We start from the raw sequence: 26,494 nt of genomic DNA on the forward strand, positions 1-26,494 counted from the left end.
ATCTTGAGAGTGGAATTTTAGGGGAGTGATGGAAAATGACGAATTTTTCTAGTTTTAAACGTAATGATATTTTTAAAAAATTAACCGAAGAGCCACTAGATGTATTTGTAATTGGTGGTGGCATAACCGGTTCTGGAATAGCATTAGATGCTGTAACACGTGGCTTATCAACAGGTGTTATTGAAATGCAAGACTTTGCAGCAGGTACTTCCAGCCGCTCAACAAAACTTGTTCATGGTGGATTACGCTATTTACAACAATTTGAAGTGAAAATGGTTGCTGAAGTCGGAAAAGAGCGAGCAATTGTTTATGAAAATGGTCCACATGTAACAACACCAGAATGGATGATGTTACCATTTCATAAAGGTGGTTCGTTTGGTCCATTTACGACGAATATCGGCTTACGGGTATATGATTTCCTTGCTGGCGTTAAAAAAGGGGAACGCCGAAAAATGTTAAGTCCCGAAGAAGCATTGCAAAAAGAACCACTTATTAAAAAAGAGGAATTAAAAGGTGCTGGCTATTATGTAGAGTATAAAACAGATGATGCCAGATTAACTATTGAAGTAATGAAAAAAGCAGTTCAAAAAGGTGCTCATGCAGTTAACTATGCAAAAGCCACTGATTTTATTTATGGCGAGTCCGGAAAAATAGTTGGTGTAGTAGTTAGTGATCAGCTTACAGGTGAAACGTATAACGTGTATGCGAAGAAAATCGTTAATGCTTGTGGTCCTTGGGTTGATGATCTACGCGAAATCGATGGTTCTAAACAAGGAAAATCGTTGCATCTAACGAAAGGTGTGCATTTGGTATTTCCTAAAAAACGATTCCCATTACAACAAGCGATCTATTTCGATGCCCCTGATGGCCGGATGATTTTTGCTATCCCACGAGATAATAAGACATATGTAGGAACAACCGATACGAGCTATGAAGGTAATATTGCACATCCGACATTGACAGAAGCAGATCGAGATTATTTAATTGATGCGATTAATTATATGTTTCCTTCCCTTGAAATGAAAGCAGAAGATATTGAATCGAGTTGGGCAGGATTACGCCCGTTAATTGCTGAGGATGGAAAAAATCCTGATGAAATCTCCCGTAAGGATGAAATTTTCATTTCCGACTCTGGCTTGATTTCGATGGCTGGCGGTAAATTAACAGGGTACCGTAAAATGGCTGAACAGGCAGTGAATACAGTCGTTAACCAATTAAAAGACGAAGAAGGAATTTTATATTCTAAATCAGAGACCCTTAATTTACCTATTTCGGGTGGCGAAGTTGGTGGATCAACGGGATACAAACGTTTCAAGGATCGCAAGGTTAAAGAGGCTGTTGCTTTAGGAATGGATGAAGAAACAGCGCAAATGCTAGTTAAGAAATACGGGTCAAACATCGATACTATTTTTGAACTCTATCAGGCAAAACAAGAAGAAGCGAAGAAAGCAGCTATCGATCCAATAGTTTTTGCTCAGCTTATTTATGCATTAGAGTACGAATTAACCTATAAACCAGTTGACTTCTTTATTCGTCGTACAGGTGCACTTTTCTTTGACATTAATTGGGTTCGTACCCATAAGGATAATGTCATTGCCTACATGGCGAAAGCATTACAGTGGAGTGAAAAACAAACAAAAACCTATCAAAATCAGTTAGATGAATTACTTCATGAAGCAGTGACCCCAGTTAAATGATGTTAGTAAAACTTCTATCTTATATAAAAGGTAGAAGTTTTTCATTTTGTTCTAAAAAAGCACCCCCTTTCCATTAGTAAATATGATATACTTTGTTCTAGTTTAAATACGCAATTAGGCCTGCTGACGTTACTGTTCAATGGATTCAGTTATGTCAGCTTTAGTGCTTGTTTGTATTATGTATGTAAGAAGAAGCAGGGGGATAAGTGTGCAACATTTAGAGAATAATATCGTAAAGAGTAAACAAAATAATGTTCTCCCTTTTATTCCTGAAGGTGATTTTTATTTTACAAAAGGTGTGGAAGCCTTCCGCAAAAGAAAATTTGATATTGCTTTGAAGTGGTTAAGAAAAGCAATTGAACAAAAGCCAAATGATCCGTTGTACCAATGTCAAATGTCTATTATTTATACGGAAATTGGTGCTTATCATGCCGCAAATCAATTGTTAACCAAAGTATTGCAATCAACTGATGACCAGTATATGGATTGTTACTATTTATTAGCAAATAATTATGCACATTTAGGATTACTGAATGATGCAAAAAAATACGCGGAATCATATCTTACTAATGAACCTGAAGGCGATTTTAGTGAAGAAGCTAAAAGTTTGCTACATTTAATTGATATAGATGAAGACGATGAAGATGACTGGGATCTGGAAGAAGAGGATGAACTTCTAATTTATCAAGAAACGGTTTTTTATCATATGGAAAATAAAGAATGGGACAAAGCAATGCCAATCATCGAGGAGATGCTTACGTTATTTCCTGAACACAAACAGGCAACCCATGATTATGCACAGGCATTGTTTTATACCGGTTTTCCGGAAAAAGCAATTCAAGTGGAACTTGACATATTGCAAGACGAACCCGATTCATTAGTTAGTCATGCGAATTTGGCAGTTTTTTATTATGAGTTTGATCAAAAGGCAGAATATGAAAAACATATTCAGTCATTGCAAAATGTATATCCAATTCAAGAACAGCAAAAATTACGAATAGCGGTTACACTTGCTAGAACAGGAATGTATCATGAAGCAGTCCCACGATTTCGCGCACTTGCTAAGCGTGTAGTAAAAAATCATCCTTCTTATTATCGGTGGTTCAGCATTGCCAATTACTATGAAGGAGAACAGGCAAAAGCAATGTCATTATGGAGAGAAGGCTGTCGACAACATTCGGTGCTTTCCAATGAAAAAGAACCGTGGTTATAAAGATTTGAGCAGAAAAATAGACGAAACGAACTGATTCTTATACGATTAAGTTGGCTGAACTATAATAGAGAAAAAGGGGCTGAAATTCAATGTCCGAAGAACGTATGTATGATGTTATCATTGCCGGAGCAGGGCCTGCTGGAATGACGGCGGCTGTTTATGCCTCACGGGCGGATTTAGACACATTAATGATTGAAAGAGGTATTCCAGGTGGTCAGATGGCTAACACAGAAGATGTAGAGAACTACCCTGGATATGAGCATATTTTAGGGCCAGATTTATCAAATAAAATGTTCGAGCATGCTAAAAAGTTTGGTGCCGAATATGCCTATGGTGATATTAAAGATGTTGAGGATCATGGCGATTACAAATTAGTAAAAGCAGGAAAGCATGAATATAAAACACGTGCACTTATTATTACAACTGGTGCTCAATATAAAAAGTTAGGTATTCCAGGAGAGGAAGAATTAGGCGGTCGTGGTGTATCTTATTGTGCCGTTTGCGATGGGGCGTTTTTTAAAGGAAAAGACCTTGTTGTTATCGGTGGTGGAGATTCCGCCGTTGAAGAAGGAATTTATTTAACTCGCTTTGCTAATAAGGTAACTATTGTTCATCGCCGTGATGAATTACGAGCACAAAAAATTATCCAACAGCGAGCATTTGATAATGAAAAAATCGAGTTTATTTGGGATACGGTTGTTGATACAATCAATGGTCCTGAAGGAAAAGTAAGCAGTGTTTCACTAAATAATAAAAAATCCGGTGAAAAACGTGAATTTGATGCAAATGGTGTATTTATTTATATAGGGATGGTACCACTTAGTGAATCATTTAAATCATTAGGAATCACCAATGATGAAGGGTACATTCCAACAAATGAAAACATGGAAACAAGTGTACCAGGTGTTTTTGCAGCGGGAGATATTCGGGAAAAAGAACTTCGACAAATTGTAACAGCAACTGGTGACGGGAGTATTGCAGCACAGTCAGCACAAAGTTATATTGAAGATTTGTTGGAAGAACTAAAAGCAGCAAAATCATAAAACAAACAAGTAATTGCATTTTAACGCTGTTGTAACATGCTCGAAACAATTTTGGGGTATAATATAATTAACTAATTGACCCCCTTTTAATAGATAAATTAGTTTTTTACAGAGGCGCTAGTCGTCTCTGTCTTTTTTTATGTTTGTCCAATTCTGTCGAGGCGAAATTACTCCTTCCAATCATATCCTTGTTGCTAAGGAAAAATTCATTGTATAATGGAGATAATGTTTTTTAATAAATTAATGAGGTGCAATGCATATGCAACGCGTGACAAACTGCATATTAATCAATAACAAAAAAGTATTAGTAATAAAAAAACCTCGACGTGGATGGTATGCGATTCCTGGCGGGAAAATGGAACAAGGTGAATCCATCAAGGAATCAGCAACAAGAGAATTTTACGAAGAAACAGCTTTAACGTTGATCAATCCGAATTTAGCTGGTGTCTTTACCTTTAGTGTTTTTGAAAACAAGGCTATTACAGAGGAGTGGATGATGTTCACCTTTGTTTCCCGTTATTTTAATGGTGAGTTAACGAAACATTGTAAAGAGGGAGAATTGGAATGGGTTTCTCTTGATCGTGTGAATGAATTACCAATGGCTGAAGGGGATCATCATATTTTCAACCATGTCTTAGCATCAAGCGAAACGTTATATGGGTCGTTTGCGTATACAAAAGATTACGAGCTGCTTGATTTACGCCTTGATCCAGCCACACCATAAGGAGGAGACTCGAGTGAACAATATAGATAAGGAAACAAGATTAGTTATTATTACCGGTATGTCTGGTGCCGGTAAAACGGTGGCTGTGCAAAGCTTTGAGGATCTTGGTTATTATTGTGTTGATAACTTGCCTCCAGCATTGCTGCCAAAGTTTTTAGAGTTAATGAAGGATGCAACAAACAGTATTCAACGTGTTGCATTAGTGATGGATTTACGTGGTCGTGAATTCTTTGATTCATTAGTTGAAGCATTGGATATTTTAGGTGACGAGGATTGGCTCCAGGAACATATTCTCTTCCTTGATGCGAAAGATGAGTCATTAGTTACTCGGTATAAGGAAACGCGTCGTTCACATCCGTTAGCAGTCGGTGGATTACCACTAAATGGTATTAAACAGGAACGGAAAATATTAGACGAATTAAAAGGAAGAGCACAACGCGTGGTCGATACAACAAATTTAAAACCACGGGAATTACGCGAAAAAATTCTCCATGCCTATTCAGAGGAAAAACAAGAGATTTTTTCTGTTCATATGGTTTCGTTTGGGTTTAAGTACGGGGTGCCAATTGATGCTGATTTAGTCTTTGATGTGCGATTTTTACCAAATCCGCATTATGTTTCGCATTTACAGCCATTAACAGGACTGAATCAGGAAGTTTCATCATATGTATTTAAATGGTCAGACACACAAAAATTCAATGAAAAAGTACTCGATTTACTCCAATTTATGCTGCCGCAATACAAGAAAGAGGGCAAGTCACAGCTTGTTGTTGCAATTGGTTGTACAGGTGGCCAGCATCGATCTGTTGCTATCACCGAATACTTTGCGAAGAGATTATCTTCTGGCTATATTACTCATATTACCCATCGAGATATTGATAAAGGAAAGGGTCATCACTTATGAGTAACAGAAAACAACCCAATGTAGTCGTTATCGGTGGTGGAACAGGGATGCCGGTCCTTTTGCGAGGTCTAAAGGATCTGCCAATAAATTTGACTGCACTAGTTACAGTTGCAGATGACGGTGGTAGTACGGGCAGGTTGCGTTCGGAAATGGCAATTCCAGCCCCGGGAGATATTCGAAATGTGATTGCCGCTTTATCTGATGCAGAGCCAATGCTACTTGATTTATTTCAGCACCGTTTTGCTAATGGTAATGGTTTATCTGGTCATTCAATGGGCAATTTGTTACTAGCGGCTATGACTTCTCTTACCGGGGATTTTTATACCGGAATTAAAGAAATTTGCCGTGTACTTAATGTGAAAGGAAATATTTACCCAATATCAAATGAAAGTATGTCGTTGCATGCCGAAATGGATGATGGGTCAATTGTATCTGGTGAATCATCTATTCCATTAGCACATAAAAAAATTAAACACGTATTTTTAGAACCACAGCCAGTTAAACCATTGCCTAATGCTGTCAAGGCCATTGAACAGGCTGATTTGGTCGTCATTTCACCGGGGAGTTTGTATACAAGTATCATGCCAAACCTTATTATCCCACAAATAGATGTTGCGCTTCGTAAGGCAAAAGGAAATGTAGTCTACGTTTGCAATGTCATGACACAAGCAGGGGAAACAACAGGATATACTGCAAGTGACCATGTGCGAGCAATACATGATCATATTGGTGAGAGCTGTGTGGATTCGATTGTTGTACACAATGAGCCGATTAGCGAAACTGTCCGTGAGATCTATGCAGAAGAAAATGCTGATCCCGTCGTTTATGATACGGATCAGTTACTTGCTATGAATTTGCAGATTATTGAGGGGGATATTATTGATCATTCCCAAGCAACACTTCGTCATGATACAAATAAAATTGCTGCCTTACTATACTCAATCATCGATCAATAGGTTTCAATAATTGGTAGGCAGGAGGTGAATTAATTTGTCGTTTGCATCTGAAATAAAAAAAGAATTAACAGCAATGGAAGTAGATGACTGCTGTACGACTGCTGAACTAGCTGCCTTAATCCGCATGAACGGTGCCATCTCGTTATCTAAACAAGATTATACACTTGACGTACAAACAGAAAATGCAGCTATTGCACGTCGTATCTATACGCTGATCAAATCATCTTATTCGTTTCCTGTTGAATTACTTGTTCGGAAAAAAATGAAGTTGAAAAAAAACAATATCTATATCGTCAGGATGAAAGAAGATGTTCAGGAACTATTATCGGATCTTGATATCCTAAGGGAGCCATATACATTTGTTCGCACGATCTCAAACCAGTTTCTTGAAAAGTCTTGCTGTAAGAAATCTTATTTACGTGGGGCTTTTTTAGCAGGTGGGTCGATTAATAATCCGGAAACATCATCCTATCATTTAGAGATTTATAATTTTTATCAAGAGCATAATGATGCATTATGTGAATTGCTGAATAGTTTTGATCTAAAAGCGCGTAAGTTGGAACGCAAAAAAGGCTATATTGCGTATATCAAAGAGGCTGAAAAGATTACAGAATTTCTTAATATAATTGGTGCACATAACGCATTATTTAAATTTGAGGATGTACGAATTGTTCGCGATATGCGGAATTCGGTCAACCGCTTAGTAAACTGTGAAACAGCTAACTTAAATAAAACAATTGGAGCAGCATTTCGGCAGATTGAAAATATTAATCTGATCGAGAAAGCGGTTGGTTTGGAAGTTTTACCAGAAAAGCTACGGGAAATAGCAGTTTTGCGTGTTCAACATCAGGATGTTTCGTTAAAAGAACTTGGGGAACTGGTATCAAGTGGAAAGATATCAAAATCTGGTGTCAATCACCGGTTGAAAAAGATTGATGAGTACGCTGAGAAAATTAGGAGCGGTGATTTAATCGAAAACTGAATAAGTATTCGTTTTAATTCGTTTTCATGGTATAATTGTTGATAATTTATCCCGCCCTAATAAGCAGTATTTTCAAATGAATGAGTTCTTCTTGCATGGTGTTCAAGTCCGTAATGTTCTACATTTTTAAAAAGTAGAAAACAACGGACATGAACATCTTGATTTACAATATCAGTATGAACTGATGGTGTTTTACTTAATTGTTTCGCTTTTCAAGAGATATAATGACAGCGTTTACAACATTGGAGAGGATGATCAGAGTGGTTGAGCGATCAGTGACAGTTGAACTTGAAACAGGGTTACAGGCAAGACCTGCAGCAAGGTTTGTACAGGAAGCAAATCGTTACGGATCACATTTATTTTTAGAAAAGGATGGCAAGCGAATTAATGCAAAAAGTATTATGGGACTAATGAGTTTAGCGATCGGAACCGGGGAAACGATTACGTTAATTGGTGATGGTATTGATGAAGATGATGCGATTACACATTTGGTTTCATTTGTTACAGAAAAGAGGATTTGATCTATCCGTGAACGAATCCAAAAATATCAATTGCTTTTCCTTAAATTAGGCTCTTTTCTTAATGTTAGATGTTTTAAATTTCGTAGTTGATACAAAATGCGACGTAGTGAATAATCACTTATAATACGCTTTTTCTTCCTCTAATGAGTAAGTGGCCGGATTCGCTCCGTCAGAATACTTCGCTTTCCGCGGGCACGGCCTCAGCCTCCTCGGAAGCAAAGAACGCTTCCTCCGGGGTCTTCGGACACGTGCTGTTCCCGCAGGAGTCTACGTATTCTGACTACGCTGATATAGATCTTTGATTGGAGAGTAGTGTGTGACCTATAAATTCAACATTTCATGAAGTTCTTCTCACTTATACTTATATAGAAATTTACACTAAGGCTTGGGAAAAATGCGAGACTCCTATGGGAAAAGGAACAGTCTGAAGACCCCACAGCGAGCGTTCTTTGCGAGCGAGGAGGCTGAAGCGTTCCCCATGGAAAGCGAGTATTTTTCCCAAGCCGCCGGGTTAGCACTTACCTTATAAAGGACGTCAAGAAAACACACTAAAAATTACTTCGCATTTTATGGATATTGTGTAAAAACAACAATCTTTGAGAAAACGGCGTTAATAATTAAACAAGAAAATCCCCTGACCGGAATAGCAGTCAGGGGATTAGTTATTATTTATCGTCTTTGCGTTCTAAAACTTTATCGATCAAGCCGTATTCTTTTGCTCTTGCTGCAGTCATGAAGTTGTCACGTTCTGTATCACGTTGAATCACTTCTAATGGTTGACCACTACGTTCGGCAATGATTTGATTTAGTTTTTCACGCATTTCTAAAATACGTCTTGTGTGAATTTCAATATCAGTTGCTTGCCCTTGTGTACCGCCTAGTGGTTGGTGAATCATTACTTCACTATTTGGTAGTGCATAACGTTTTCCGATTTCGCCGGCGGTTAATAGGAATGCTCCCATTGATGCTGCCATACCAGTACAGATTGTTGATACATCTGGTTTTATGAACTGCATCGTATCATATATCGCCATACCAGCTGTAATCGAGCCGCCTGGTGAGTTAATGTAAATGGAAATGTCCTTTTCAGGATCCTCTGCTTCTAAGAAAAGTAGTTGCGCAACAATCGAATTTGCTACGTTATCGTCAATTGCACTTCCTAACATAATGATACGGTCTTTAAGTAAACGTGAGTAGATATCGTATGCACGTTCTCCACGGTTTGTTTGTTCAATAACTGTAGGTATTAAATTCATGTGTAAATCCTCCTAATTCTTCAAATTGATCCATTTGGATTGGATAGTTTTATCATAACTAATAGGTCAAAAAAGGTCAAACAAAAACGATCGATAAATTTGCTCAATAATAAAATACACCTTCCATCATTCCCGTTTAGAAGGAATATAAACCGTCATGTAGGAAGTTAAATAAATTTGTAGGTGTTTTTTGGCCGTCCCTTTTTGCCGTATTGAGAAATCACCTCCACTTCGCCTTTTCCCTCAAGGTAATTTAAGTAACGATGTACGGTTTGATAAGCAACTGGTAACGCTTTTTGAATATCATTAATGGTTGATGGATCATCTTGCTGAATCAAATAATTTTTGATCGACATTAATGTGGCTTGATTGATTCCTTTATCAACAAATACGCTATTTTGATTTTCCGTCAGTTTACCAATTTTTAAGTTAATTCGAATCCGTGAGAGCAGGTCGGGGGCTTTAATTGGCTTTAAAGCAAAATCGGTTGCTCCAGCGTTGAGAAAGGTATCTGCTATTTCCTGCCGTTCGTCAACAGTTAACACAATAATTGGCACCGTTTGACTTACGTTGCGTATTGCTTTTGTCGTTTTTACCCCGTCCCAATCTGGCATGTGATAGTCCAATAGAACAAGGTCAGGGTTCATTTTTGAATACAAATCAATCGCTTGTTTACCTGTCGCTGCTTCTAATACGCTCCAGTTTGCATAATGACATATCTCTTTTAATGTGAAACGTATATCTTCATTATCATCGACTATTAGAATGGTTGTACCCATTTATTTGTTCACCCTCTTTATGGATTGGAAGTAAAATATTCATTTGTGTATGGCTTCCAGGAATGCTGTTGACTGTAATACTCCCGCAATGATTTTCTACTACCTTTTTGACAAAAGAAAGTCCAATTCCAGATGATTTTTTTGTACTGAAGCCGTCTTGCCAAATATTTTTTAAATGGGATGACTGAATGCCAGGTCCATTATCTTGTATGCGAAGTAAAATACCACTATCTACTCTTTTGACATGGATGTGAATATATCCTGCTTTTCCGGAAAATGATGTAATCGCATTTTCTAAAATATTCGAGATAGCGCGGGAAAATCGTATTTTATTAATATAGATTGGTGGTACATCTTCCTCCACTTTCATTACCAAATCAACTTGTTGTTCATTCAAATCAAGATGACTTGTAACATATTCTAGTAATTCTTGAACAGGAATTTGCTGTTTGATATTTTCGTAGAGAATTTCCGATATCATATCCTTCATTTTTTCTAATGACTTGTCCATGCGGTCGAAATACTCTTGTACATATGTGTCGGTTGTTGGCTGCATTTTTAAATTTATCAGTGAGGTTAATCCTTCCACCGTTACCAAAGGTGTTTTTAAATCATGTACTAAAGTATTTATTTCCTGATAAACAGATGATTCGATGAGTGCAATGCGTGTCTCCTTTAATTCTTCTTCTTGCTGTTGATATTTTTTTAAAGTATAAAATTGTTTGTTTACCAGATGAATGAGGAAACTTAAAATGACAGCAATAGTCAAAAAAGCAACAAAAAAGATCGTTGCCAGAGTGTTATACAATCTATTTTCAGTAAAATAACTATCAGCAATTTTGATACTAACTGCCATATCATTGGTTCCAAATCCAAATTGGGACAGTGCAGGAATCAGTTGCAGCCATTCACTAGCCATTAAAATGAGAAAAAGAACAATTGAAAATATAAAATAAAAATGCTTCTGTTTTGGTATGTATAGGTTTAGAAGGATAACGGTTCCGATCGTTACCATATGGCCAAGATAGGAAAAGTGTTCATGATAAAATTGGTTAAACAAAGTAATTGCTACCATTGTTATGCTAATAAATAATAAGGAAAAACGAATAGATTCTAGCTGTCTTGTAATAGCGTGGGCTAACAACATAGAACCAAAATAAATGAAAAAGTAAATTAATACATATTTTGCTATGAAAGCAAAAGCAGTCACCAAAAGTTGTCCGCTATCATGCATCACGATACTTTCATTAATATTGTCACTTATAAATAGGGACCAGTTCGAAATAAAGGTTGGGAACAATTCACCATATGTAAGGAATAAAAGCCCTAGAAAACCAATTAGGGAATAACTTTTTTCTTTTTTACTCATACTATCAGGCCCTTCTAAAAAGGTAAGAAATTATATAATTTGGCTCTAGTTTGCTTTCAGCGTGATGGGCCACGTCCAGCTCCAGCGCCCAGCGACTAGCGAGACTTCCCTCACCTCCGTACGATAAGTCAACATCGGTTCGCATCCGCTCGCCGTGTTTCCTTTATCTCCTACGGCTCAGTCCAGTCCGTACGTCGCTAAACGGGCGCTTGCGCTTTTGTTCAACATTACCATTACCGAAATGCCGAGTTGAATGGGGTAGATATATCGTCTAATTGTTTAACCAAAGTTGTTGGCACGTGATGTGTTTTCAGTGTGGATATTAATTGATCTGAATGCCTTAAATTTTTTAATCCGATGTAGTAATCGGCATAGGGAGCTGTCTCGTTAAAAAGTTTTATTGTTTCTTTATCTTCACGATGTCCTCCAGAAAGATTAACAAGAATGATCGGCAAATCCATTCGTTTTGATTCCTTTACAATCTGTTCTGTTCGTGATAATTCATCTGTAAAGGATCTTGGGGTTTGCGCCAATCCGCTCGCACTATAGCCAAGGAGAATGACAACACTTTGATAATCATATAAATCGGTCGCCAAAGCCCGCGGACGGTAATCGGCTTCAAGGTTTAGGTTTTCAGCGATTGTGAGCAAAATTGTTCCCTCAGCTGCTTGACCAGCAGATGTGATTAAAATTTTTTCTTCACCAATCGGTGCTGGAAGGTTGGGGTAGGTGTTTATATGCTTGTCCACAGAACCATTGAAAGAAATGAAAAACAGGATAAATGTGAAAAAAACACAAATCAAAACAGGAATATATTTTGTCATCTGATTTACACCTCGCTTTTTGCACCGCCTTAAAAAAGAAAAAGGTAAAGCGATTGCTTTACCTTTAATCATACAATATTATTATCTGAAATGTCACTATTGTTTTAACCTTGGATCTAATGCGTCACGCAATCCATCACCAAATAGGTTAAATCCAAGGACGACGAAGAAGATGGCAATTCCTGGAAATGCTACTACCCATGGTGCATTCTGTAGTGCCGCACGTCCGTCGCTTAGCATTGCACCCCATTCAGGTGTTGGTGGTTGTGCCCCAAGACCTAAGAAGCTCAACCCAGCTGCATCTAAGATTGCTGTACCAACACTTAGTGTGGCTTGTACAATTATTGGGGCTACACAATTTGGCAGGACATGCTGCATTAAAACTCTTCCATGTTTAGCTCCAATAGCTTTTGCTGCCTCAACATATTCCGTTTCTTTGACAGATAAAACGGCCGAGCGAACAATTCTGGCAAACTGTGGTACACCAACAATTCCGACAGCTATCATTGCGTTACGTAAACTGGGACCAAGCACAGCTACAAGAGCAATTGCTAAAAGGATACTAGGAAAAGCCATCATGATATCAATAATTCGCATGATTACTTGGTCGATCCATCGTCCAAAATAGCCAGCGATACCACCTAATAGAACACCGACAATCATCGCGATTCCAACAGCAATTACACCAATTTGTATGGAAATGCGCGATCCATGGACAATCCGACTGAATATATCACGTCCAAGCTCATCAGTTCCAAGTAAATGATCGGATGATGGAGCCATGTATCGATCTATAATATTTTGATCTGTTGGGCTATGAGTCGCAATAACTGGTGCGAATATGGCGGTTAAAATGAGTATTAAAATGATACACAATCCAATGAAGGAAGTTTTACTTTTAACAATTCGCGTTAATGAGTCTACCCATAATCGACTTGATTTCGTTTGTTCAGATTCGTTTGTGTCAATGGAGTCCGGATCTGGTATAGGATTTGGTTGAAGTGACATGTGTTGCACATCCTTTCTTAATAAGAGTTCTGTTTTCAGCAGTTAGAAGGAAATAACATTAATCAAATCGTATCCTTGGATCCACGTATTTATAAAGAATGTCCGTTAGTAAATTTACTAAAACGAATATGGTTGCAATAATTAATATAGTGCTTTGTACGACAGGATAATCACGGCCGAGCACGGCAAGATAGACATAACGTCCTACACCAGGCCATGAGAAAATGGTTTCCGTTAGTACAGCACCACCAAGCAATAGACCAAATTGTAAGCCGATTACCGTTAATACTGGTAGAAATGCGTTTTTTAATGCGTGTTGAAAGACAACCAGATGCTTCCTAAGTCCCTTTGCACTTGCTGTTCGAATAAAATCCTGGCGCATAACTTCTAACATACTTGAGCGAGTCATCCTGGCTATAATTGCCATTGGAATGGTTCCAAGTGCGAGACCTGGCATTAATAAATGTAAAAAAGCATCTTTAAAGGCGAGCCAATTACCAGTTAAAATACTATCTAATAAATAAAAGTTTGTGATGGTATTAAGTTCAATGCCTGCTGTTAATCTTCCTGATGGTGGCAAAATATTCAGTTTTACCGAGAATAGCCAAATCATCATTAATCCTAGCCAGAAAATGGGTAATGATACGCCGAATAAAGCACCAGTCATGCTAATATTGTCAAACCAGGAGTATTGTTTAACAGCAGCAATAACACCAGCTAATATACCGATTACAATGGCAAGAATCATCGCAAAAATTGTTAACTCAATTGTTGCAGGCAATTTATGTAATAGTTCAAATGCAATATTTTCTTTTGATTGGACAGATTCGCCTAAATTACCTTGCAAAATATCCCCTAAAAACCGACCATACTGAACGATATATGGGTCATTTAGTCCAAGTTCGGCACGTAATGATTCAAGCTGGGCTTCTGTCGCCTTTTCGCCAAGCATGCTCCTGGCAGGATCGCCTGGTATTAAATGGATAAGAGAAAAGGTGAGAATGGAGACACCGATCAGCACGGGGATAAGCATGAATAGTCTTCGAATAATGAATTTTAGCATGGTTCGATTCCTCCGTTTAGTTGGAGTTTTGTCTAGAGACCCGTATCTAACTACAGGTCCCTAGAACTTCCCTCCATTAGGAAAATAATTATTTATCTTTCATTAGGTTAAAAAAACTGCTATTTAATATCTAAAAAGTTAAATGGTTCACTGCCGGTTGCGTGTGGTACATAATCAACAACACTATTATTTGCCGCAATTGGTGGTGTTGTATGAGCGATTGGGAACCATGGTGCATCCTCATGAATGATCTCTTGTGCTTCTAAATAAAGCTCTGTACGTTTATCTTGATCCATTTCTGTTTGTGCTTGTTTTAATAAATCGTGTATCTCATCACTCTTATAAAAAGCAATGTTTCCTGCTGAACCCATTTTGGCATTGTCTTTATCCAGTAAAACGTATAAGAAGTTGTCAGGGTCACCATTATCACCAGTCCAGCCTAAGAATGCCATATCATGTTCACCATTTTCTGTTGCTGCTAAATGGGTATCCCAGTCATTTTCAACTATTTCAACGTTAATATTTACTTCTTTTAACATTTCCTGAATCGCTTGAGCAGTTACTTTCGGTTGTGGCATGTATGGCCTTGGATTAGCGAATGTATACAGCTTTATGTCAAATCCATCCGCGTATCCTGCTTCAGCAAGTAATGCTTTTGCTTCTTCTACATCAAAACCATAATCTTCAACATCATCATTGAATCCCCATAAAGATGGTGGAAGTGGGTTTTTAGCTGCTTTTCCAATTCCCTCATACAATGTAATAAGCTTTTCTTTATCGATCGCTAAATTAATTGCCTGACGTACTAATTTTTCTGTCATTGGACCTTCTTTTTCTGTGTTCATTGCCATATAACTCACATTCATAGAAGGTCTGCGAATAATTTGCAAATTTTCATCATCTTCTGTTGTTTGAATATCCTGTGGGTTTAATCCCGTCATCATATCGATTGATCCGGATTGTAACTCCATAAATCTAGCACCATTATCTGGGATGGTACGGAAGATAACTTTATCAACGTTGGCAACTTCACCAAAGTAATCATCATTTTTCGTAATGGTTATACTGTCATCCGGAACCCACTCATCAAAGACAAATGGTCCTGTTCCAACTGGATTTTTAAAATAGTCTTCACCATACTCATCAACTGCTTCGGGACTTGCAATACCAAATGGAGGCATCGCTAACGTTTGCAGGAATGGAGCGTTTGGTTCTGATAGTGTGATTGTAACCTCGTAGTCACCGGTAGCTTCTACTTTTTCGATAATTCCACCAAGATCGTCTTCAGAAGCACCAAACATATAACCATAGTAAATAAATTCAGCTGATGTTGCCCAACGCTCAAAGTTAAATACAACATCCTCTGCAGAAAAGTCATTGCCATCATGGAATTTCACGTCATCACGTAGCTGGAAAGTCCAAGTTAAACCGTCATCAGATACATTCCATTCCGATGCTAAGGCTGGTCGTACTTCAGTGCTTTCTTCTTCATAACGTACTAACGTATCATAGATTTGATTGGTTACATAAATAGATTCACCATCTGTTACTTTTGATGGATCCAATTGAATGGAATCGGCACCACGTCCGAATATAAGGGTTTTTTCCCCATCTGTTTCCTCGGCTTTTGCAGCATCATCTCCACTATCATCGGACGTATCCGTATCCTTTGTACTTGTATCGCTACTACAAGCACTAACGACTAACGCAATGAATAAAAGTAAAGCAAATAGTGATAGTAAATTACGCTTTTTCATAATTGTTCCCCCTCCTGAGATTTACCAGATTTACTAGTTCAACATAAATGGATTGTAGAGGCTTTTTCTATTCAACCACCTCCTCAACAAAATGACACGCTGCCATTTGTCCAGTTGCTGAAACTTTCTTGAGTTTTGGTTCTTGGGTGCGGCATATTTCTTCTGCAAATGGACATCTTGTATGAAACTTGCAGCCTTGTGGTGGACTTGCCGGCGAAGGTAGATCACCGGTCAAAATAATGCGTTGTTTTTCTAGGTGTGGATTTGCTTCTGGTACAGCAGATAATAATGCTTGTGTGTACGGATGTTTTGGATTTTGATAAAGCTCTTGAACTTCCCCGGTTTCAACAAGTTCCCCCAGGTACATAACAGCAACGCGGTCACTAATATGGTGTACAACACTTAAATCATGGGCAATAAAAATGTATGTAAGGTTAAATTCCTCCTGAAGGTCCTCCATTAAATTAATAACCTGCGCCTGAATTGAAACATCCAACGCTGATACAGGCTCATCACAAATGACAAGTTCAGGGTCTAACGCAAGCGACCGAGCAATCCCGATTCGTTGACGTTGACCACCACTGAATTCGTGTGGGTATCTATTTTTATGGTAGGAACTTAGCCCAACAACATCGAGTAAGCGAGACAGCCTCTTGCTGCGCTCTTCCTTTGGGACGTTAAATATTTTCATTGGTTCGGTAATTGTTTGTTCAATCGTTTTTCTTGGATTTAATGAAGCATATGGATCCTGGAAAATGATTTGCATGTCTTTTCTTAGTTTGCGGAGTTCTTCTCCACGAAAAGATGTGATATCTTCTCCTTTAAAAAGGATTTCGCCCTCTGTTGGTTCCAGTAATTTTAGAATTGTACGACCGGCTGTAGATTTTCCGCACCCACTTTCACCAACAAGACCTAATGTTTCCCCGGATTGGATAGACAGAGATACGCCATCTACAGCCTTAAGAACAGGTTTATCCTTGGAAAATAATTTTTGTCCCTTTAATGGGAAATGCTTTTTTAAATTGTTAACTTCTAATAATGTACTCATGTTGATGTTGACACCGCCTTCTTTGCATCTTCGTATAATAAACAACGAACGAAATGATCATCGTCAACTGATTTTAAGTCAGGGTCAGTTGATAAACAGCTTTCCATAACATGTTTACATCTCGGTGCGAAACTACATCCTTTAGGCAGTGCACGTAAATCGGGTGGCAGCCCATCGATTGCTTCAAGTTTCTGTTTTTCCGTAGTTATTTTTGGGATTGAATTCATAAGGCCTAGTGTGTACGGATGCTTTCCATAGTCAAATAGTTTTTTAGTTTCGGTGAATTCAACTGGTTTACCTGCATACATAACCATTACTCGATCACATACTTCAGCAACAACACCTAGGTCATGTGTAATCATAATAATTGCCATATCAAGTTCCTGCTGCATTTTTTTGAAAAGCTCCAGGATTTGGGCCTGGATGGTAACGTCTAAAGCAGTCGTCGGTTCATCAGCAATAAGCAGGGAAGGATTACATGATAATGCTATCGCTATCATAACGCGCTGTCGCATACCACCACTAAACTCGTGTGGGTAATTTTTTAATCGTTTCTTCGGATCAGGAATGCCGACCAAATCTAATAATTCAATAGCTCGTTCCCTTGCTTGCTTCTTGGAAAAATTCTCATGCGCTAAAATAGTTTCGACCATTTGTTTTTCCACGGTGAAAACAGGATTTAGTGAGGTCATTGGATCCTGGAAGACCATTGCTATTTCTTTGCCGCGTATTTTACGCATTTGTTTTTCCGTTTTATGGAGAAGGTTTTCTCCTTTGAAATGGATTTCACCATCAACAATTTTTCCAGGTGGGGAAGGTACTAAGCCCAGAATGGACATTGCGGTTATACTTTTACCTGATCCTGATTCACCAACAATCCCCAATGTTTCACCAGGTTTAATATCAAAATCAACACCGTCAACAGCTTTTACCACGCCAGATTTGGTAAAGAAATGTGTATGTAAATTACGAACGTTTAGGAGCGGTGATTCGGTTTGCATGGTATCCTCCTTCTTAGTGACTTTTGGACTAATTTGATTTTTTTGAATTAACATATATTATACATATAAAAATCCAATTTTAGGTTTTTTCTCTTTTTTCTCAAAGAAATAATAATTATTTTGTAATGGCTATCGTTCATAAATTAGGAAAAAGGGCTTGTATCTGATTCGCTATAGAGTTATAATAAATTTTGTCGCGTTATTTTACTTCTTGTATGCGCCCGTAGCTCAGTTGGATAGAGCGTTGGTTTCCGGTACCAAGTCTGTCGGGGGTTCGAATCCCTCCGGGCGCGCTTAGGAATAAATAAAAAGGAAAGGATCCCTCATTCAGGGATCCTTTCCTTTTTTATTTTGTTAGATATGAGTGTATGAAGAAAAGCGAAAGAGCGGGAAAGTTGTCCGTAGCACACATACTTAATCAGAAACTTTATTTAAACCATCAACCATATGCCGCAAGCAAATAATAATCCAAAGGCCCAATGATGCCATGCAGCCCATTTCATACCTTCACGTTCCTCATTACGTTTAGCTCCTAGGCGAAAAGACCAACGTAATTTCATGGCTAATGGAAATGCAAATAGGACCACGCTAGATGTCCATGAAACAATGCCACTAAGAATCGCCCCAAACACCCAAAGGTAGGAAAGAATAAGTAAAGATTTTAACAGAATAACAGCTTTCTTGCGCCCTAACAGGATTCCAAGTGTATGTCTAAATGATCGGTCCTTTTCGATGTCACGTATATTGTTAGTTAAAATCATGGACGCTATAAGTAGTGCAAATGTGATAGAAACAGTAAGAATCTGGCTGTTGACTAGGTTACCTTGAACAACATATGCCAAAATTGTCGTCGCAAGACCAAGAAAACAAGCTGCCACAAGTTCACCTAAACCGACCGAACACAATGGACGTGGCCCTGCGGAATAAAAGTAGCCGAACAGGATTCCAAGTGTTCCAACTAAAATAATCCAAAAACTAGTTTGGGCAGACAACCATATGCCAAGTATAATTGCGATAGTAATCAACGTGCTGGCAACAAACGGGATCAAATGGTGTGCAGGTCTATGTAGAGACGATTGCCCTTCAGCTAAAACCCATTTTTCCTTGTCCTGACCATGTTTAAAATCGAAATAATCATTTAACATATTTGTTGCTGCTTGAATAAATAAGGTAGCAATTAGTAGTGTAATAAAAATATCAAATTGGATATGGCCTTTTTCAGCGGCTAATCCAGTTCCAACTAACATTGGACAAATGGTACCAGTAAAAGTCATTGGTCGTGCTAGTTTTATCCAAGAAAAGCGGTAGTGATATAAATCATTTCTTCTATATGTTGTGCTGATGGTTGTTTTCTTTATAGTAGTCATGTTTTTATCACTCCTCATTAAAATGACAATTCTATTAGCCTAATAAAACCATACAGATGATTAATGCAATAAATCCAATCACTTCCACCGATTCAGCGACAGTGGTCATTGTCATTGATTTATTCAGTGGTTTCATATCGCCTGATTCTGCCTTGTTCCAAATCACATCATCTGCAAACACTTTCATCGATTGCTTATATCCAACAAATACTCCCCAAGCTAGAGTGAAGAGAGCGATGACAAGGGCTGTGAACCATATATTTCCATAAGTTGTATTCCAAACATTCTGCCAGTTGTGGATTGGTCCAACAACAGTACCTAGTAAAATCCCCGTAGTAATAACGCCAATTCCCGCAGCGGTAAACAACCAATGTGTCCATTGCATAAGTGATGATAAGAATCGTCGTTGTTCAGATATAGACATTTTTTTAACTGTTGGATAGACACCCCAACCTACAAAGAAAATACCGCCAACCCAAACGATAGCCAGAAGAATGTGTAATCCTAATAGAAGTTGATGAATAAACCAAAACATGGAAAATCACCTTTTTCTTTGGTGTTTAAGTCCATTATAATCCTGTGTGTGTTGGTGTTGTGTGATATATATCACGAAAATATCGTGTTCACAATATATTCAATATGAGTTCAAGTTGGTTGGGGTTGAGTTTACGACTATAGTTTTATCGCGTTTTATGGCAAAATAAAGCTGAAGCTGTTTTTTTAGGGAGTGGACCGATCACAAACTTTGCAATGGAAAATGTTATGAAATATCGGGAACAGATAAAAATACAGGCATCAACGAAACGAAAACAATGGGGGTAAGCACATGTTTAATGTTATCTTTTATACAAAAGAAAATTGTTCATTATGTGAGGATGCACACTCACTTCTCAATTTACTTCAACATGATTATTCGTTTACAATTGAAGAACGGGATATCTATACCAACGATGAGTGGTTAGAAAAATATCAATTGTTAATACCTTATGTAAAAATAAACACAACCGAATTGAATTGTGAACAAATAAATTATGACTCACTTGAACGTGTATTAAAAGAGGCGAACGGTAAGCATAATAGTTGAATTAATTTTGCATTATGATAATATAAAAATATACAAAATAATTGTTTGTGTATTTTTTTTGCTCTGTGCGGGACATAATATGACCATCCGGGACATTATTGATCCAATAAAGGAGCTTTATTGATGAGAGCTTTAATAGATTTACAAAAGAAATTATACCCAGACCTGCTTCATGTTATGCAACAGCGTTATTCCATTCTAAACAGTGTTAGTCTTTTTCAACCAATAGGGAGGAGAGGGCTTGCGGAACATGTAGCTCTTTCGGAACGTATTGTTCGGGCAGAGGTTGATTTTTTACATAACCAAGGTTTGCTCAATATAACAACAAAAGGAATGCTTATCACGGAAGAGGGAAAAGTAGTAGTGGATCAACTTGCTGTCTTTATGAAAGAAGTAATGGGTCTGAGTGTTTTAGAAGAGCAATTAAAGGATAAATTACATGTAGAGCAAGTGATGGTTGTTCCGGGTAATAGCGACAACGAATCTTGGGTAAAACAAGAAATGGGAAAAGCGTGTGTATCGTTTTTTAATTCAACTGTTGCTGCTGATCAAACAATTGCAGTCACTGGTGGTACAACGATGGCTGCAGTGGCACAAGCAATGACCCCTAGTGATATTTCGGGTCCGTGTCTATTTGTCCCTGCGCGAGGTGGTATCGGAGAGAAGGTAGAAAATCAAGCGAACACGATCGTTGCGGAAATGGCTCGAAAAACAAATGGTGATTATCGAATGCTTTATGTACCTGATCCGTTAAGTGAAACATCCTACCATACAATGCTTCGTGAGCCATCAATCAATGAAATTTTAGAGTTGATTCGCAAATCAGATGTTGTTTTACATGGGATTGGTGACGCATTAACAATGGCGAAGCGCCGCAAAACTGGAAATGAGATCATGCGGCAATTGGCTGATAAGCATGCAGTAGGTGAAGCTTTTGGTTATTACTTCAATAAGGCAGGTGATGTCGTCTACAAAGTACGAACAATCGGCATCCAACTAGAAGATCTCGATTCAGCTAAATGTGTGATCACCGTCGCTGGTGGAAGTTCCAAGGCACAAGCAATCGCTTCCTATTTCGAACAAGGTAAGAGTGATTTATTTATTACTGACGAAGCGGCAGCAGAGCAGATATTAGGGGATGAATCCCTTTAAATATATTGTAATAAAAATTGAAATAATACTTTAGGAGGAATATAAAATGGCAGTAAAAGTAGGAATTAATGGTTTTGGACGTATTGGACGTAATGTATTTCGTCAAGCATTGAAAAATGACGAGGTAGAGGTAGTTGCTGTAAATGATTTAACAGATGCTAACATGCTAGCACATCTACTTAAATATGATTCTGTTCACGGACAGTTGGATCAGGAAGTAACCGTAAACGGATCAAACATTGTTGTTGGCGGTAAAGAAATCAAAGTGCTTTCTGAACGTGATCCTGCTAACCTTGGCTGGGGAGATCTAGGTGTGGAAATCGTGATTGAATCAACTGGACGTTTCACACAACGCAACGATGCACAAAAACATATCGATGCTGGAGCGAAGAAAGTAATTATTTCAGCACCTGCAAAAGAAGAAGATTTAACAATGGTTATGGGTGTAAACGAACAAGATTATGACCCAAGTAAACACCATGTATTATCCAATGCATCATGTACAACAAATGGAATTGCTCCACTTGCTAAAGTACTACATGAAAAATTCGGCTTAAAACGTGGCTTAATGACAACTGTTCACTCTTATACAAATGATCAGCAAATTCTTGACTTACCACATAAAGACTATCGTCGTGCTCGTGCAGCAGCACAAAATATTATCCCAACAACAACTGGTGCAGCAAAAGTTGTTGGAAAAGTATTACCTGAACTAAATGGCAAACTAAATGGTATGGCAGTTCGTGTACCAACTCCAGATGGTTCATTAATTGACCTAGTCGCAGAACTTGATAAAAATGTAACGATCGAAGAAGTAAACAAAGCATTTGAAGAAGCTGCTAATGGTGATTTGAAAGGTGTTTTAGAATATACAGAAGATCCACTTGTATCATCTGATATTGTCGGCAACACACATTCTTCCATTTTTGATAGCCAATCTACCATGATTCTTGAAGACAATATGGTTAAAGTTGTTTCATGGTATGATAATGAAATGGGCTACTCAACACGTTGTGTAGATATGGCTGCATTTTTAAGCAAACAAGGACTATAAGAAACATTTAAGCTATAATGGAGGAGGATATGTTTTTCCTCCTCCTTTTTCAAGATTAAAATAAAAAAATGAGTTTTTTTGTTATGACGTTGTCTAAGCCTTTGTTCTTACGGTTAAAAAAGGCTTTCTAAGGGAAAAACAAAGTCGATACATATTATTATTCAAGGGAGGCTTTCAGTTATGAATAAAAAAACACTGCAAGACCTTGAGTTACAAGGAAAAAAGGTCTTTTGTCGCGTGGATTTCAATGTGCCAATGAAAGATGGCAAAGTAACGGATGATACACGTATAAAAGCAGCATTACCGACAATTAATTATTTAACGGAACATGGCGCAATCGTTATTTTAGCAAGCCACCTTGGGCGACCTAAAGGTGAAGTAGTTGAAGAATTACGCTTAGATCCAGTTGCAGACCGACTAAGCGATCTTACGGAAAAAGATGTTGTTAAAACAGATGCAGTCTATGGTGCAGAAGTAAATGAAGCAATTTCTCAACTAAGCGATGGGGATATCCTGCTAATTGAAAATGTACGTTTTGATCCAGGAGAAGAAAAAAACGATCCGGCATTAGTGGATGAATTTTCAGCTATGGCAGATATGTATGTAAATGATGCGTTTGGGGCTGCACATCGAGCACATGCTTCGACAACCGGTGTTGCGGAAAAATTACCTGCAGCAGCTGGTTTTCTTATGGAGAAAGAAATCAATGTACTTGGGAAGGCGCTAGCGGAGCCTGAGCGCCCGTTTACTGCTATTATTGGTGGAGCAAAAGTAAAAGATAAAATCAATGTCATCGACAATCTTTTAGATAAAGTAGATAATTTAATTATTGGCGGTGGACTTGCTTATACGTTTATTAAAGCGCAAGGGCACGAAATTGGTAAATCATTATTAGAAGAAGATAAAATTGATTTAGCTAAGCAATTTATGAAAAAAGCTGAAGACAAGGGTGTTCGTTTCGTGTTACCAGTCGACGTTGTTGTTGCTGATGACTTTTCAGAAGATGCTAATACTAAAATCGTTGCAATTGACCAAATTCCAGCTGACTGGGAAGCATTGGATATTGGACCTGAAACACGGGAATTGTACAGCGAAATTGTTGGAGATTCAAAGCTTATCATTTGGAATGGTCCAATGGGCGTTTTTGAATTGAATGCCTTCGCCGGCGGTACAATGGCAGTTGCTGAAGCATTAGCGAACACAGGAGGCTATACCGTAATTGGTGGTGGTGATTCAGCTGCTGCTGTTGAAAAATTTGATCTAGCAGAAAAAATGGACCATGTTTCAACTGGTGGTGGAGCATCATTAGAATTTATGGAAGGAAAAGAACTTCCAGGTGTACAAGCACTAGATGAAAAATAACTTTTAGATGGGGTGAGACGATGCGGAAGAATGTTATCGCAGGAAATTGGAAGATGAACAAGGTATTGTCAGAGGCAAATCAATTCGTTGAGGATGTTGCGAAAAAGGCTCCAGAAAGTGATCGTGTAGAAACGATAGTTTGTGCGCCTTTTCCTTTTTTACCTTCGTTAGTCGAAAAAGCAAAAGGATCTAGTGTGAAAATTTCTGCACAAAATATGCATTTTGAAAATAATGGGGCATTTACTGGTGAAGTTAGCCCAGTTATGCTAAACGATTTAGGTGTTACACATGTTGTGCTGGGCCACTCAGAACGTCGGGAATATTTTGCGGAAACGAATGAAACGGTAAATAAAAAGACCCATGCAGCATTTAATCATGATCTAGTTCCAATTATCTGTGTTGGTGAAACACTTGAACAGCGTGAGGCAAATGAGACAATGAACCATGTGGAAAATCAAGTTACGGAAGCACTCAAAGGTTTGACCAATGAACAAGTTACTCAAACGATTATTGCTTATGAACCTATTTGGGCAATCGGAACTGGAAAAACTGCAACAAGTGAAGAAGCAAATGAAGTGTGCACCCATATACGTAATGTTGTTAAAGGAATTACTTCAGATGAAATTGCTGAAAAAGTGGTTATCCAATATGGCGGAAGCGTTAAACCAGCCAATGTTGACGAACTATTAGCGCAGTCAGATATTGATGGTGCATTAGTTGGTGGCGCAAGTCTTGAAGCTGATTCATTTCTTCAGCTCGTGGAGGCAGGTACAAAATGAGTCAAGATAAATTAGCTGCATTTATTATTTTAGACGGATTTGGTATTCGTGGGGAAGAAAAAGGGAATGCAGTAAAACAAGCCAATAAACCAAATTTTGATCGACTTTGGAAAAAATATCCGCACAATCAATTAGAGGCAAGCGGTGAAGCAGTAGGATTACCTGAAGGTCAAATGGGTAATTCGGAAGTTGGTCATCTAAATATTGGTGCAGGACGAATTGTTTACCAAAGCTTAACAAGGGTAAACCTATCCATTAAAGAAGGAGACTTTTTCGAAAAGGGTGCCTTTGTTAAATCAATGCAACATGCGAAAGAGCACAATAAGGCATTACACATATTTGGCTTACTGTCTGACGGTGGAGTCCATAGTCACATTAGCCATCTGTTCGCACTTTTAAAGTTGGCAAAAGAACAAGAACTCGAAAATGTTTATGTGCACGCGTTTTTAGATGGGCGTGATGTAGGTCCGCAAACTGCAAAAGAATTTATCAAACAAACAGAAGACAAAATGAGCGAGTATGGTGTTGGAAAATTTGCCACGATTTCTGGTCGTTATTATTCGATGGACCGTGATAAACGCTGGGACCGCGTAAAAAAAGCGTATGATGCGATGGTTTATGGAAAAGGACCAGCCTATCAAGATCCATACGAACTAGTTGATGACTCCTATGAAAATGGCATTTATGACGAGTTTGTAATACCTTCTGTTATCACAGATGAAAATGGAAAGCCAAATGCTACCATTGAAGATGAAGATTCTATTATTTTCTACAATTTCCGGCCTGATCGTGCTATCCAGATTTCCCGAACATTTGCTAATGAGGATTTTCATGATTTTGACCGTGGTGATGGGGTTCCAAAAAATCTTGACTTTGTCATGTTGACGAATTTTAGTGAATCTGTCGACGGTTATGTAGCGTATGAACCAGTGAATTTAGACAATACAATTGGAGAAGTACTTTCGCAAAACGACATGAACCAATTGCGTATTGCCGAAACGGAAAAATACCCACACGTAACATTCTTCATGAGTGGTGGTCGCGAGCAGGAATTTCCTGGTGAAAAACGAATACTGATCGATTCACCAAAAGTAGCCACATACGATCTGAAGCCGGAAATGAGTGTTTACGAAGTGACGGATGCATTATTGGACGAACTTGATACTGGTGAACAAAATGCTATTATCTTGAACTTTGCCAATCCTGATATGGTCGGGCATTCTGGTAAACTTGAACCGACGATTAAAGCAATTGAAGCGGTTGATGAATGTTTAGGTAAAGTAGTTGATAAAATTACTGGACTTGGTGGACATGCCATTATCTTTGCGGATCACGGGAATTCAGATGAAGTTGTAACAATTGAAGGAAAGCCAATGACAGCACATACAACAAATCCTGTTCCAGTTATTGTTACGAAAGATAATGCTGAACTAAGAGATGGTGGTATTTTAGCTGATTTAGCGCCAACCATGCTTGATTTATTAGATGTTGAAAAACCAAAAGAAATGACTGGCGAATCGTTAATCAAATAGTTTTAGTATCCAACAAATA

At 38.2% G+C, this 26,494-nt stretch carries 25 protein-coding genes and 1 tRNA gene; 15 read left to right on the plus strand and 11 right to left on the minus strand.

The genetic code is table 11. The annotated features are described in order from the left end of the window. Positions 1 to 35: 35 nt before the first annotated feature. From C8270_RS10045 to C8270_RS10080, 8 genes are all read left to right on the plus strand, one after another. Positions 36 to 1,697 (plus strand): glycerol-3-phosphate dehydrogenase/oxidase, encoded by a 1,662-nt coding sequence (locus C8270_RS10045; protein WP_106496698.1) that lies wholly within the window; start codon positions 36 to 38, stop codon positions 1,695 to 1,697. Positions 1,698 to 1,905: 208 nt separating this feature from the next. Beyond that, complete coding sequence (locus C8270_RS10050) at positions 1,906 to 2,910, plus strand: tetratricopeptide repeat protein (protein ID WP_234028540.1); 1,005 nt, start codon at positions 1,906 to 1,908, stop codon at positions 2,908 to 2,910. An 89-nt stretch (positions 2,911 to 2,999) separates the two neighbouring features. After that, complete coding sequence (trxB, locus tag C8270_RS10055) at positions 3,000 to 3,953, plus strand: thioredoxin-disulfide reductase (RefSeq protein WP_106496699.1); 954 nt, start codon at positions 3,000 to 3,002, stop codon at positions 3,951 to 3,953. 259 nt (positions 3,954 to 4,212) lie between these two features. Beyond that, positions 4,213 to 4,677, plus strand: coding sequence for an 8-oxo-dGTP diphosphatase (locus tag C8270_RS10060; protein WP_106496700.1), 465 nt, complete (start codon positions 4,213 to 4,215; stop codon positions 4,675 to 4,677). A gap of 13 nt (positions 4,678 to 4,690) precedes the next feature. Beyond that, a complete protein-coding gene (gene rapZ, locus C8270_RS10065; protein ID WP_267894846.1) occupies positions 4,691 to 5,581 on the plus strand; it encodes an RNase adapter RapZ in 891 nt (296 codons plus the stop codon). Next, a complete protein-coding gene (locus C8270_RS10070; RefSeq protein WP_106496702.1) occupies positions 5,578 to 6,537 on the plus strand; it encodes a gluconeogenesis factor YvcK family protein in 960 nt (319 codons plus the stop codon). The genes rapZ and C8270_RS10070 overlap by 4 nt, the downstream gene beginning before the upstream one ends. A gap of 34 nt (positions 6,538 to 6,571) precedes the next feature. After that, the gene (gene whiA / locus C8270_RS10075) at positions 6,572 to 7,519 is read left to right on the plus strand and encodes a DNA-binding protein WhiA (RefSeq protein ID WP_106496703.1); all 948 of its coding nucleotides are present in this window, start codon (positions 6,572 to 6,574) and stop codon (positions 7,517 to 7,519) included. A gap of 260 nt (positions 7,520 to 7,779) precedes the next feature. After that, positions 7,780 to 8,040 (plus strand): HPr family phosphocarrier protein, encoded by a 261-nt coding sequence (locus C8270_RS10080; protein WP_106496704.1) that lies wholly within the window; start codon positions 7,780 to 7,782, stop codon positions 8,038 to 8,040. A gap of 665 nt (positions 8,041 to 8,705) precedes the next feature. On the opposite strand, the gene clpP is transcribed toward C8270_RS10080, so the two are convergent. From clpP to C8270_RS10125, 9 genes are all read right to left on the minus strand, one after another. Then, positions 8,706 to 9,296, minus strand: coding sequence for an ATP-dependent Clp endopeptidase proteolytic subunit ClpP (clpP, locus tag C8270_RS10085; RefSeq protein WP_106496705.1), 591 nt, complete (start codon positions 9,294 to 9,296; stop codon positions 8,706 to 8,708). Positions 9,297 to 9,463: 167 nt separating this feature from the next. Beyond that, the gene (locus tag C8270_RS10090; RefSeq protein ID WP_106496706.1) at positions 9,464 to 10,075 is read right to left on the minus strand and encodes a response regulator; all 612 of its coding nucleotides are present in this window, start codon (positions 10,073 to 10,075) and stop codon (positions 9,464 to 9,466) included. After that, a complete protein-coding gene (locus C8270_RS10095) occupies positions 10,047 to 11,444 on the minus strand; it encodes a sensor histidine kinase (protein ID WP_106496707.1) in 1,398 nt (465 codons plus the stop codon). Before C8270_RS10095 ends, C8270_RS10090 begins: the two co-directional genes overlap by 29 nt. 233 nt (positions 11,445 to 11,677) lie before the next feature. Beyond that, positions 11,678 to 12,268 (minus strand): DUF6305 family protein, encoded by a 591-nt coding sequence (locus C8270_RS10100; RefSeq protein WP_106496708.1) that lies wholly within the window; start codon positions 12,266 to 12,268, stop codon positions 11,678 to 11,680. Positions 12,269 to 12,364: 96 nt separating this feature from the next. Next, on the minus strand, positions 12,365 to 13,276 hold the full coding sequence (gene nikC / locus C8270_RS10105) for a nickel transporter permease (protein ID WP_106496709.1): 912 nt from the start codon (positions 13,274 to 13,276) through the stop codon (positions 12,365 to 12,367). 58 nt (positions 13,277 to 13,334) lie between these two features. Beyond that, positions 13,335 to 14,339: an ABC transporter permease gene (locus tag C8270_RS10110; protein ID WP_106496710.1), complete on the minus strand. Its 1,005-nt coding sequence runs from the start codon at positions 14,337 to 14,339 to the stop codon at positions 13,335 to 13,337. 119 nt (positions 14,340 to 14,458) lie between these two features. Next, positions 14,459 to 16,096, minus strand: a complete 1,638-nt coding sequence (locus tag C8270_RS10115; protein WP_106496711.1) for an ABC transporter substrate-binding protein — start codon at positions 16,094 to 16,096, stop codon at positions 14,459 to 14,461. A 67-nt stretch (positions 16,097 to 16,163) separates the two neighbouring features. Then, entirely contained in the window at positions 16,164 to 17,144 is a 981-nt protein-coding gene (locus tag C8270_RS10120; RefSeq protein WP_106496712.1) for an ABC transporter ATP-binding protein, read from the minus strand. Next, positions 17,141 to 18,145, minus strand: coding sequence for an ABC transporter ATP-binding protein (locus tag C8270_RS10125; RefSeq protein ID WP_106496713.1), 1,005 nt, complete (start codon positions 18,143 to 18,145; stop codon positions 17,141 to 17,143). Before C8270_RS10125 ends, C8270_RS10120 begins: the two co-directional genes overlap by 4 nt. A 217-nt stretch (positions 18,146 to 18,362) precedes the next feature. Here C8270_RS10125 and C8270_RS10130 point away from each other — a divergent pair. After that, positions 18,363 to 18,438 (plus strand) — tRNA-Arg (locus C8270_RS10130). A gap of 138 nt (positions 18,439 to 18,576) precedes the next feature. Here C8270_RS10130 and C8270_RS10135 read toward each other — a convergent pair. Both C8270_RS10135 and C8270_RS10140 read right to left on the minus strand, forming a co-directional pair. Next, positions 18,577 to 19,512: a prenyltransferase gene (locus C8270_RS10135; protein WP_106496714.1), complete on the minus strand. Its 936-nt coding sequence runs from the start codon at positions 19,510 to 19,512 to the stop codon at positions 18,577 to 18,579. 34 nt (positions 19,513 to 19,546) lie between these two features. Then, the gene (locus C8270_RS10140) at positions 19,547 to 20,047 is read right to left on the minus strand and encodes a hypothetical protein (protein ID WP_106496715.1); all 501 of its coding nucleotides are present in this window, start codon (positions 20,045 to 20,047) and stop codon (positions 19,547 to 19,549) included. A 291-nt stretch (positions 20,048 to 20,338) separates the two neighbouring features. Between C8270_RS10140 and C8270_RS10145 the strand changes: the two genes are divergently transcribed. The 6 genes from C8270_RS10145 (at position 20,339) to gpmI (ending at position 26,475) form a co-directional block, all read left to right on the plus strand. After that, entirely contained in the window at positions 20,339 to 20,596 is a 258-nt protein-coding gene (locus C8270_RS10145; protein ID WP_106496716.1) for a glutaredoxin family protein, read from the plus strand. 123 nt (positions 20,597 to 20,719) lie between these two features. After that, entirely contained in the window at positions 20,720 to 21,748 is a 1,029-nt protein-coding gene (locus C8270_RS10150) for a sugar-binding transcriptional regulator (RefSeq protein ID WP_106496717.1), read from the plus strand. 46 nt (positions 21,749 to 21,794) lie between these two features. Then, positions 21,795 to 22,802: a type I glyceraldehyde-3-phosphate dehydrogenase gene (gene gap, locus C8270_RS10155; RefSeq protein WP_106496718.1), complete on the plus strand. Its 1,008-nt coding sequence runs from the start codon at positions 21,795 to 21,797 to the stop codon at positions 22,800 to 22,802. 180 nt (positions 22,803 to 22,982) lie between these two features. Further along, positions 22,983 to 24,164, plus strand: coding sequence for a phosphoglycerate kinase (locus C8270_RS10160; protein WP_106496719.1), 1,182 nt, complete (start codon positions 22,983 to 22,985; stop codon positions 24,162 to 24,164). A gap of 20 nt (positions 24,165 to 24,184) precedes the next feature. Continuing rightward, positions 24,185 to 24,943, plus strand: a complete 759-nt coding sequence (tpiA, locus tag C8270_RS10165) for a triose-phosphate isomerase (protein ID WP_106496720.1) — start codon at positions 24,185 to 24,187, stop codon at positions 24,941 to 24,943. Continuing rightward, a complete protein-coding gene (gene gpmI / locus C8270_RS10170; protein WP_106496721.1) occupies positions 24,940 to 26,475 on the plus strand; it encodes a 2,3-bisphosphoglycerate-independent phosphoglycerate mutase in 1,536 nt (511 codons plus the stop codon). The genes tpiA and gpmI overlap by 4 nt, the downstream gene beginning before the upstream one ends. The last annotated feature ends 19 nt before the right edge of the window (positions 26,476 to 26,494 follow it).

It is taken from the genome of Lentibacillus sp. Marseille-P4043 (assembly GCF_900258515.1).
Classification (GTDB): Bacteria; Bacillota; Bacilli; order Bacillales; family Amphibacillaceae; genus Lentibacillus_C.

What these genes read in the sequence shown, in the direction of transcription:
- C8270_RS10045 (WP_106496698.1), top strand. Translation starts at nt 36, where the DNA reads ATGACGAATTTTTCTAGTTTTAAACGTAATGATATTTTTAAAAAATTA.
- trxB (WP_106496699.1), top strand. Translation starts at nt 3,000, where the DNA reads ATGTCCGAAGAACGTATGTATGATGTTATCATTGCCGGAGCAGGGCCT.
- C8270_RS10140 (WP_106496715.1), bottom strand. Translation starts at nt 20,047, where the DNA reads ATGTTTTGGTTTATTCATCAACTTCTATTAGGATTACACATTCTTCTG.
- nikC (WP_106496709.1), bottom strand. Translation starts at nt 13,276, where the DNA reads ATGTCACTTCAACCAAATCCTATACCAGATCCGGACTCCATTGACACA.
- C8270_RS10110 (WP_106496710.1), bottom strand. Translation starts at nt 14,339, where the DNA reads ATGCTAAAATTCATTATTCGAAGACTATTCATGCTTATCCCCGTGCTG.
- C8270_RS10070 (WP_106496702.1), top strand. Translation starts at nt 5,578, where the DNA reads ATGAGTAACAGAAAACAACCCAATGTAGTCGTTATCGGTGGTGGAACA.
- gpmI (WP_106496721.1), top strand. Translation starts at nt 24,940, where the DNA reads ATGAGTCAAGATAAATTAGCTGCATTTATTATTTTAGACGGATTTGGT.
- C8270_RS10090 (WP_106496706.1), bottom strand. Translation starts at nt 10,075, where the DNA reads ATGGGTACAACCATTCTAATAGTCGATGATAATGAAGATATACGTTTC.
- C8270_RS10060 (WP_106496700.1), top strand. Translation starts at nt 4,213, where the DNA reads ATGCAACGCGTGACAAACTGCATATTAATCAATAACAAAAAAGTATTA.
- C8270_RS10160 (WP_106496719.1), top strand. Translation starts at nt 22,983, where the DNA reads ATGAATAAAAAAACACTGCAAGACCTTGAGTTACAAGGAAAAAAGGTC.
- C8270_RS10125 (WP_106496713.1), bottom strand. Translation starts at nt 18,145, where the DNA reads ATGCAAACCGAATCACCGCTCCTAAACGTTCGTAATTTACATACACAT.
- C8270_RS10120 (WP_106496712.1), bottom strand. Translation starts at nt 17,144, where the DNA reads ATGAGTACATTATTAGAAGTTAACAATTTAAAAAAGCATTTCCCATTA.
- gap (WP_106496718.1), top strand. Translation starts at nt 21,795, where the DNA reads ATGGCAGTAAAAGTAGGAATTAATGGTTTTGGACGTATTGGACGTAAT.
- clpP (WP_106496705.1), bottom strand. Translation starts at nt 9,296, where the DNA reads ATGAATTTAATACCTACAGTTATTGAACAAACAAACCGTGGAGAACGT.
- C8270_RS10135 (WP_106496714.1), bottom strand. Translation starts at nt 19,512, where the DNA reads ATGACTACTATAAAGAAAACAACCATCAGCACAACATATAGAAGAAAT.
- C8270_RS10100 (WP_106496708.1), bottom strand. Translation starts at nt 12,268, where the DNA reads ATGACAAAATATATTCCTGTTTTGATTTGTGTTTTTTTCACATTTATC.
- C8270_RS10145 (WP_106496716.1), top strand. Translation starts at nt 20,339, where the DNA reads ATGTTTAATGTTATCTTTTATACAAAAGAAAATTGTTCATTATGTGAG.
- C8270_RS10115 (WP_106496711.1), bottom strand. Translation starts at nt 16,096, where the DNA reads ATGAAAAAGCGTAATTTACTATCACTATTTGCTTTACTTTTATTCATT.
- C8270_RS10095 (WP_106496707.1), bottom strand. Translation starts at nt 11,444, where the DNA reads ATGAGTAAAAAAGAAAAAAGTTATTCCCTAATTGGTTTTCTAGGGCTT.
- C8270_RS10150 (WP_106496717.1), top strand. Translation starts at nt 20,720, where the DNA reads ATGAGAGCTTTAATAGATTTACAAAAGAAATTATACCCAGACCTGCTT.
- tpiA (WP_106496720.1), top strand. Translation starts at nt 24,185, where the DNA reads ATGCGGAAGAATGTTATCGCAGGAAATTGGAAGATGAACAAGGTATTG.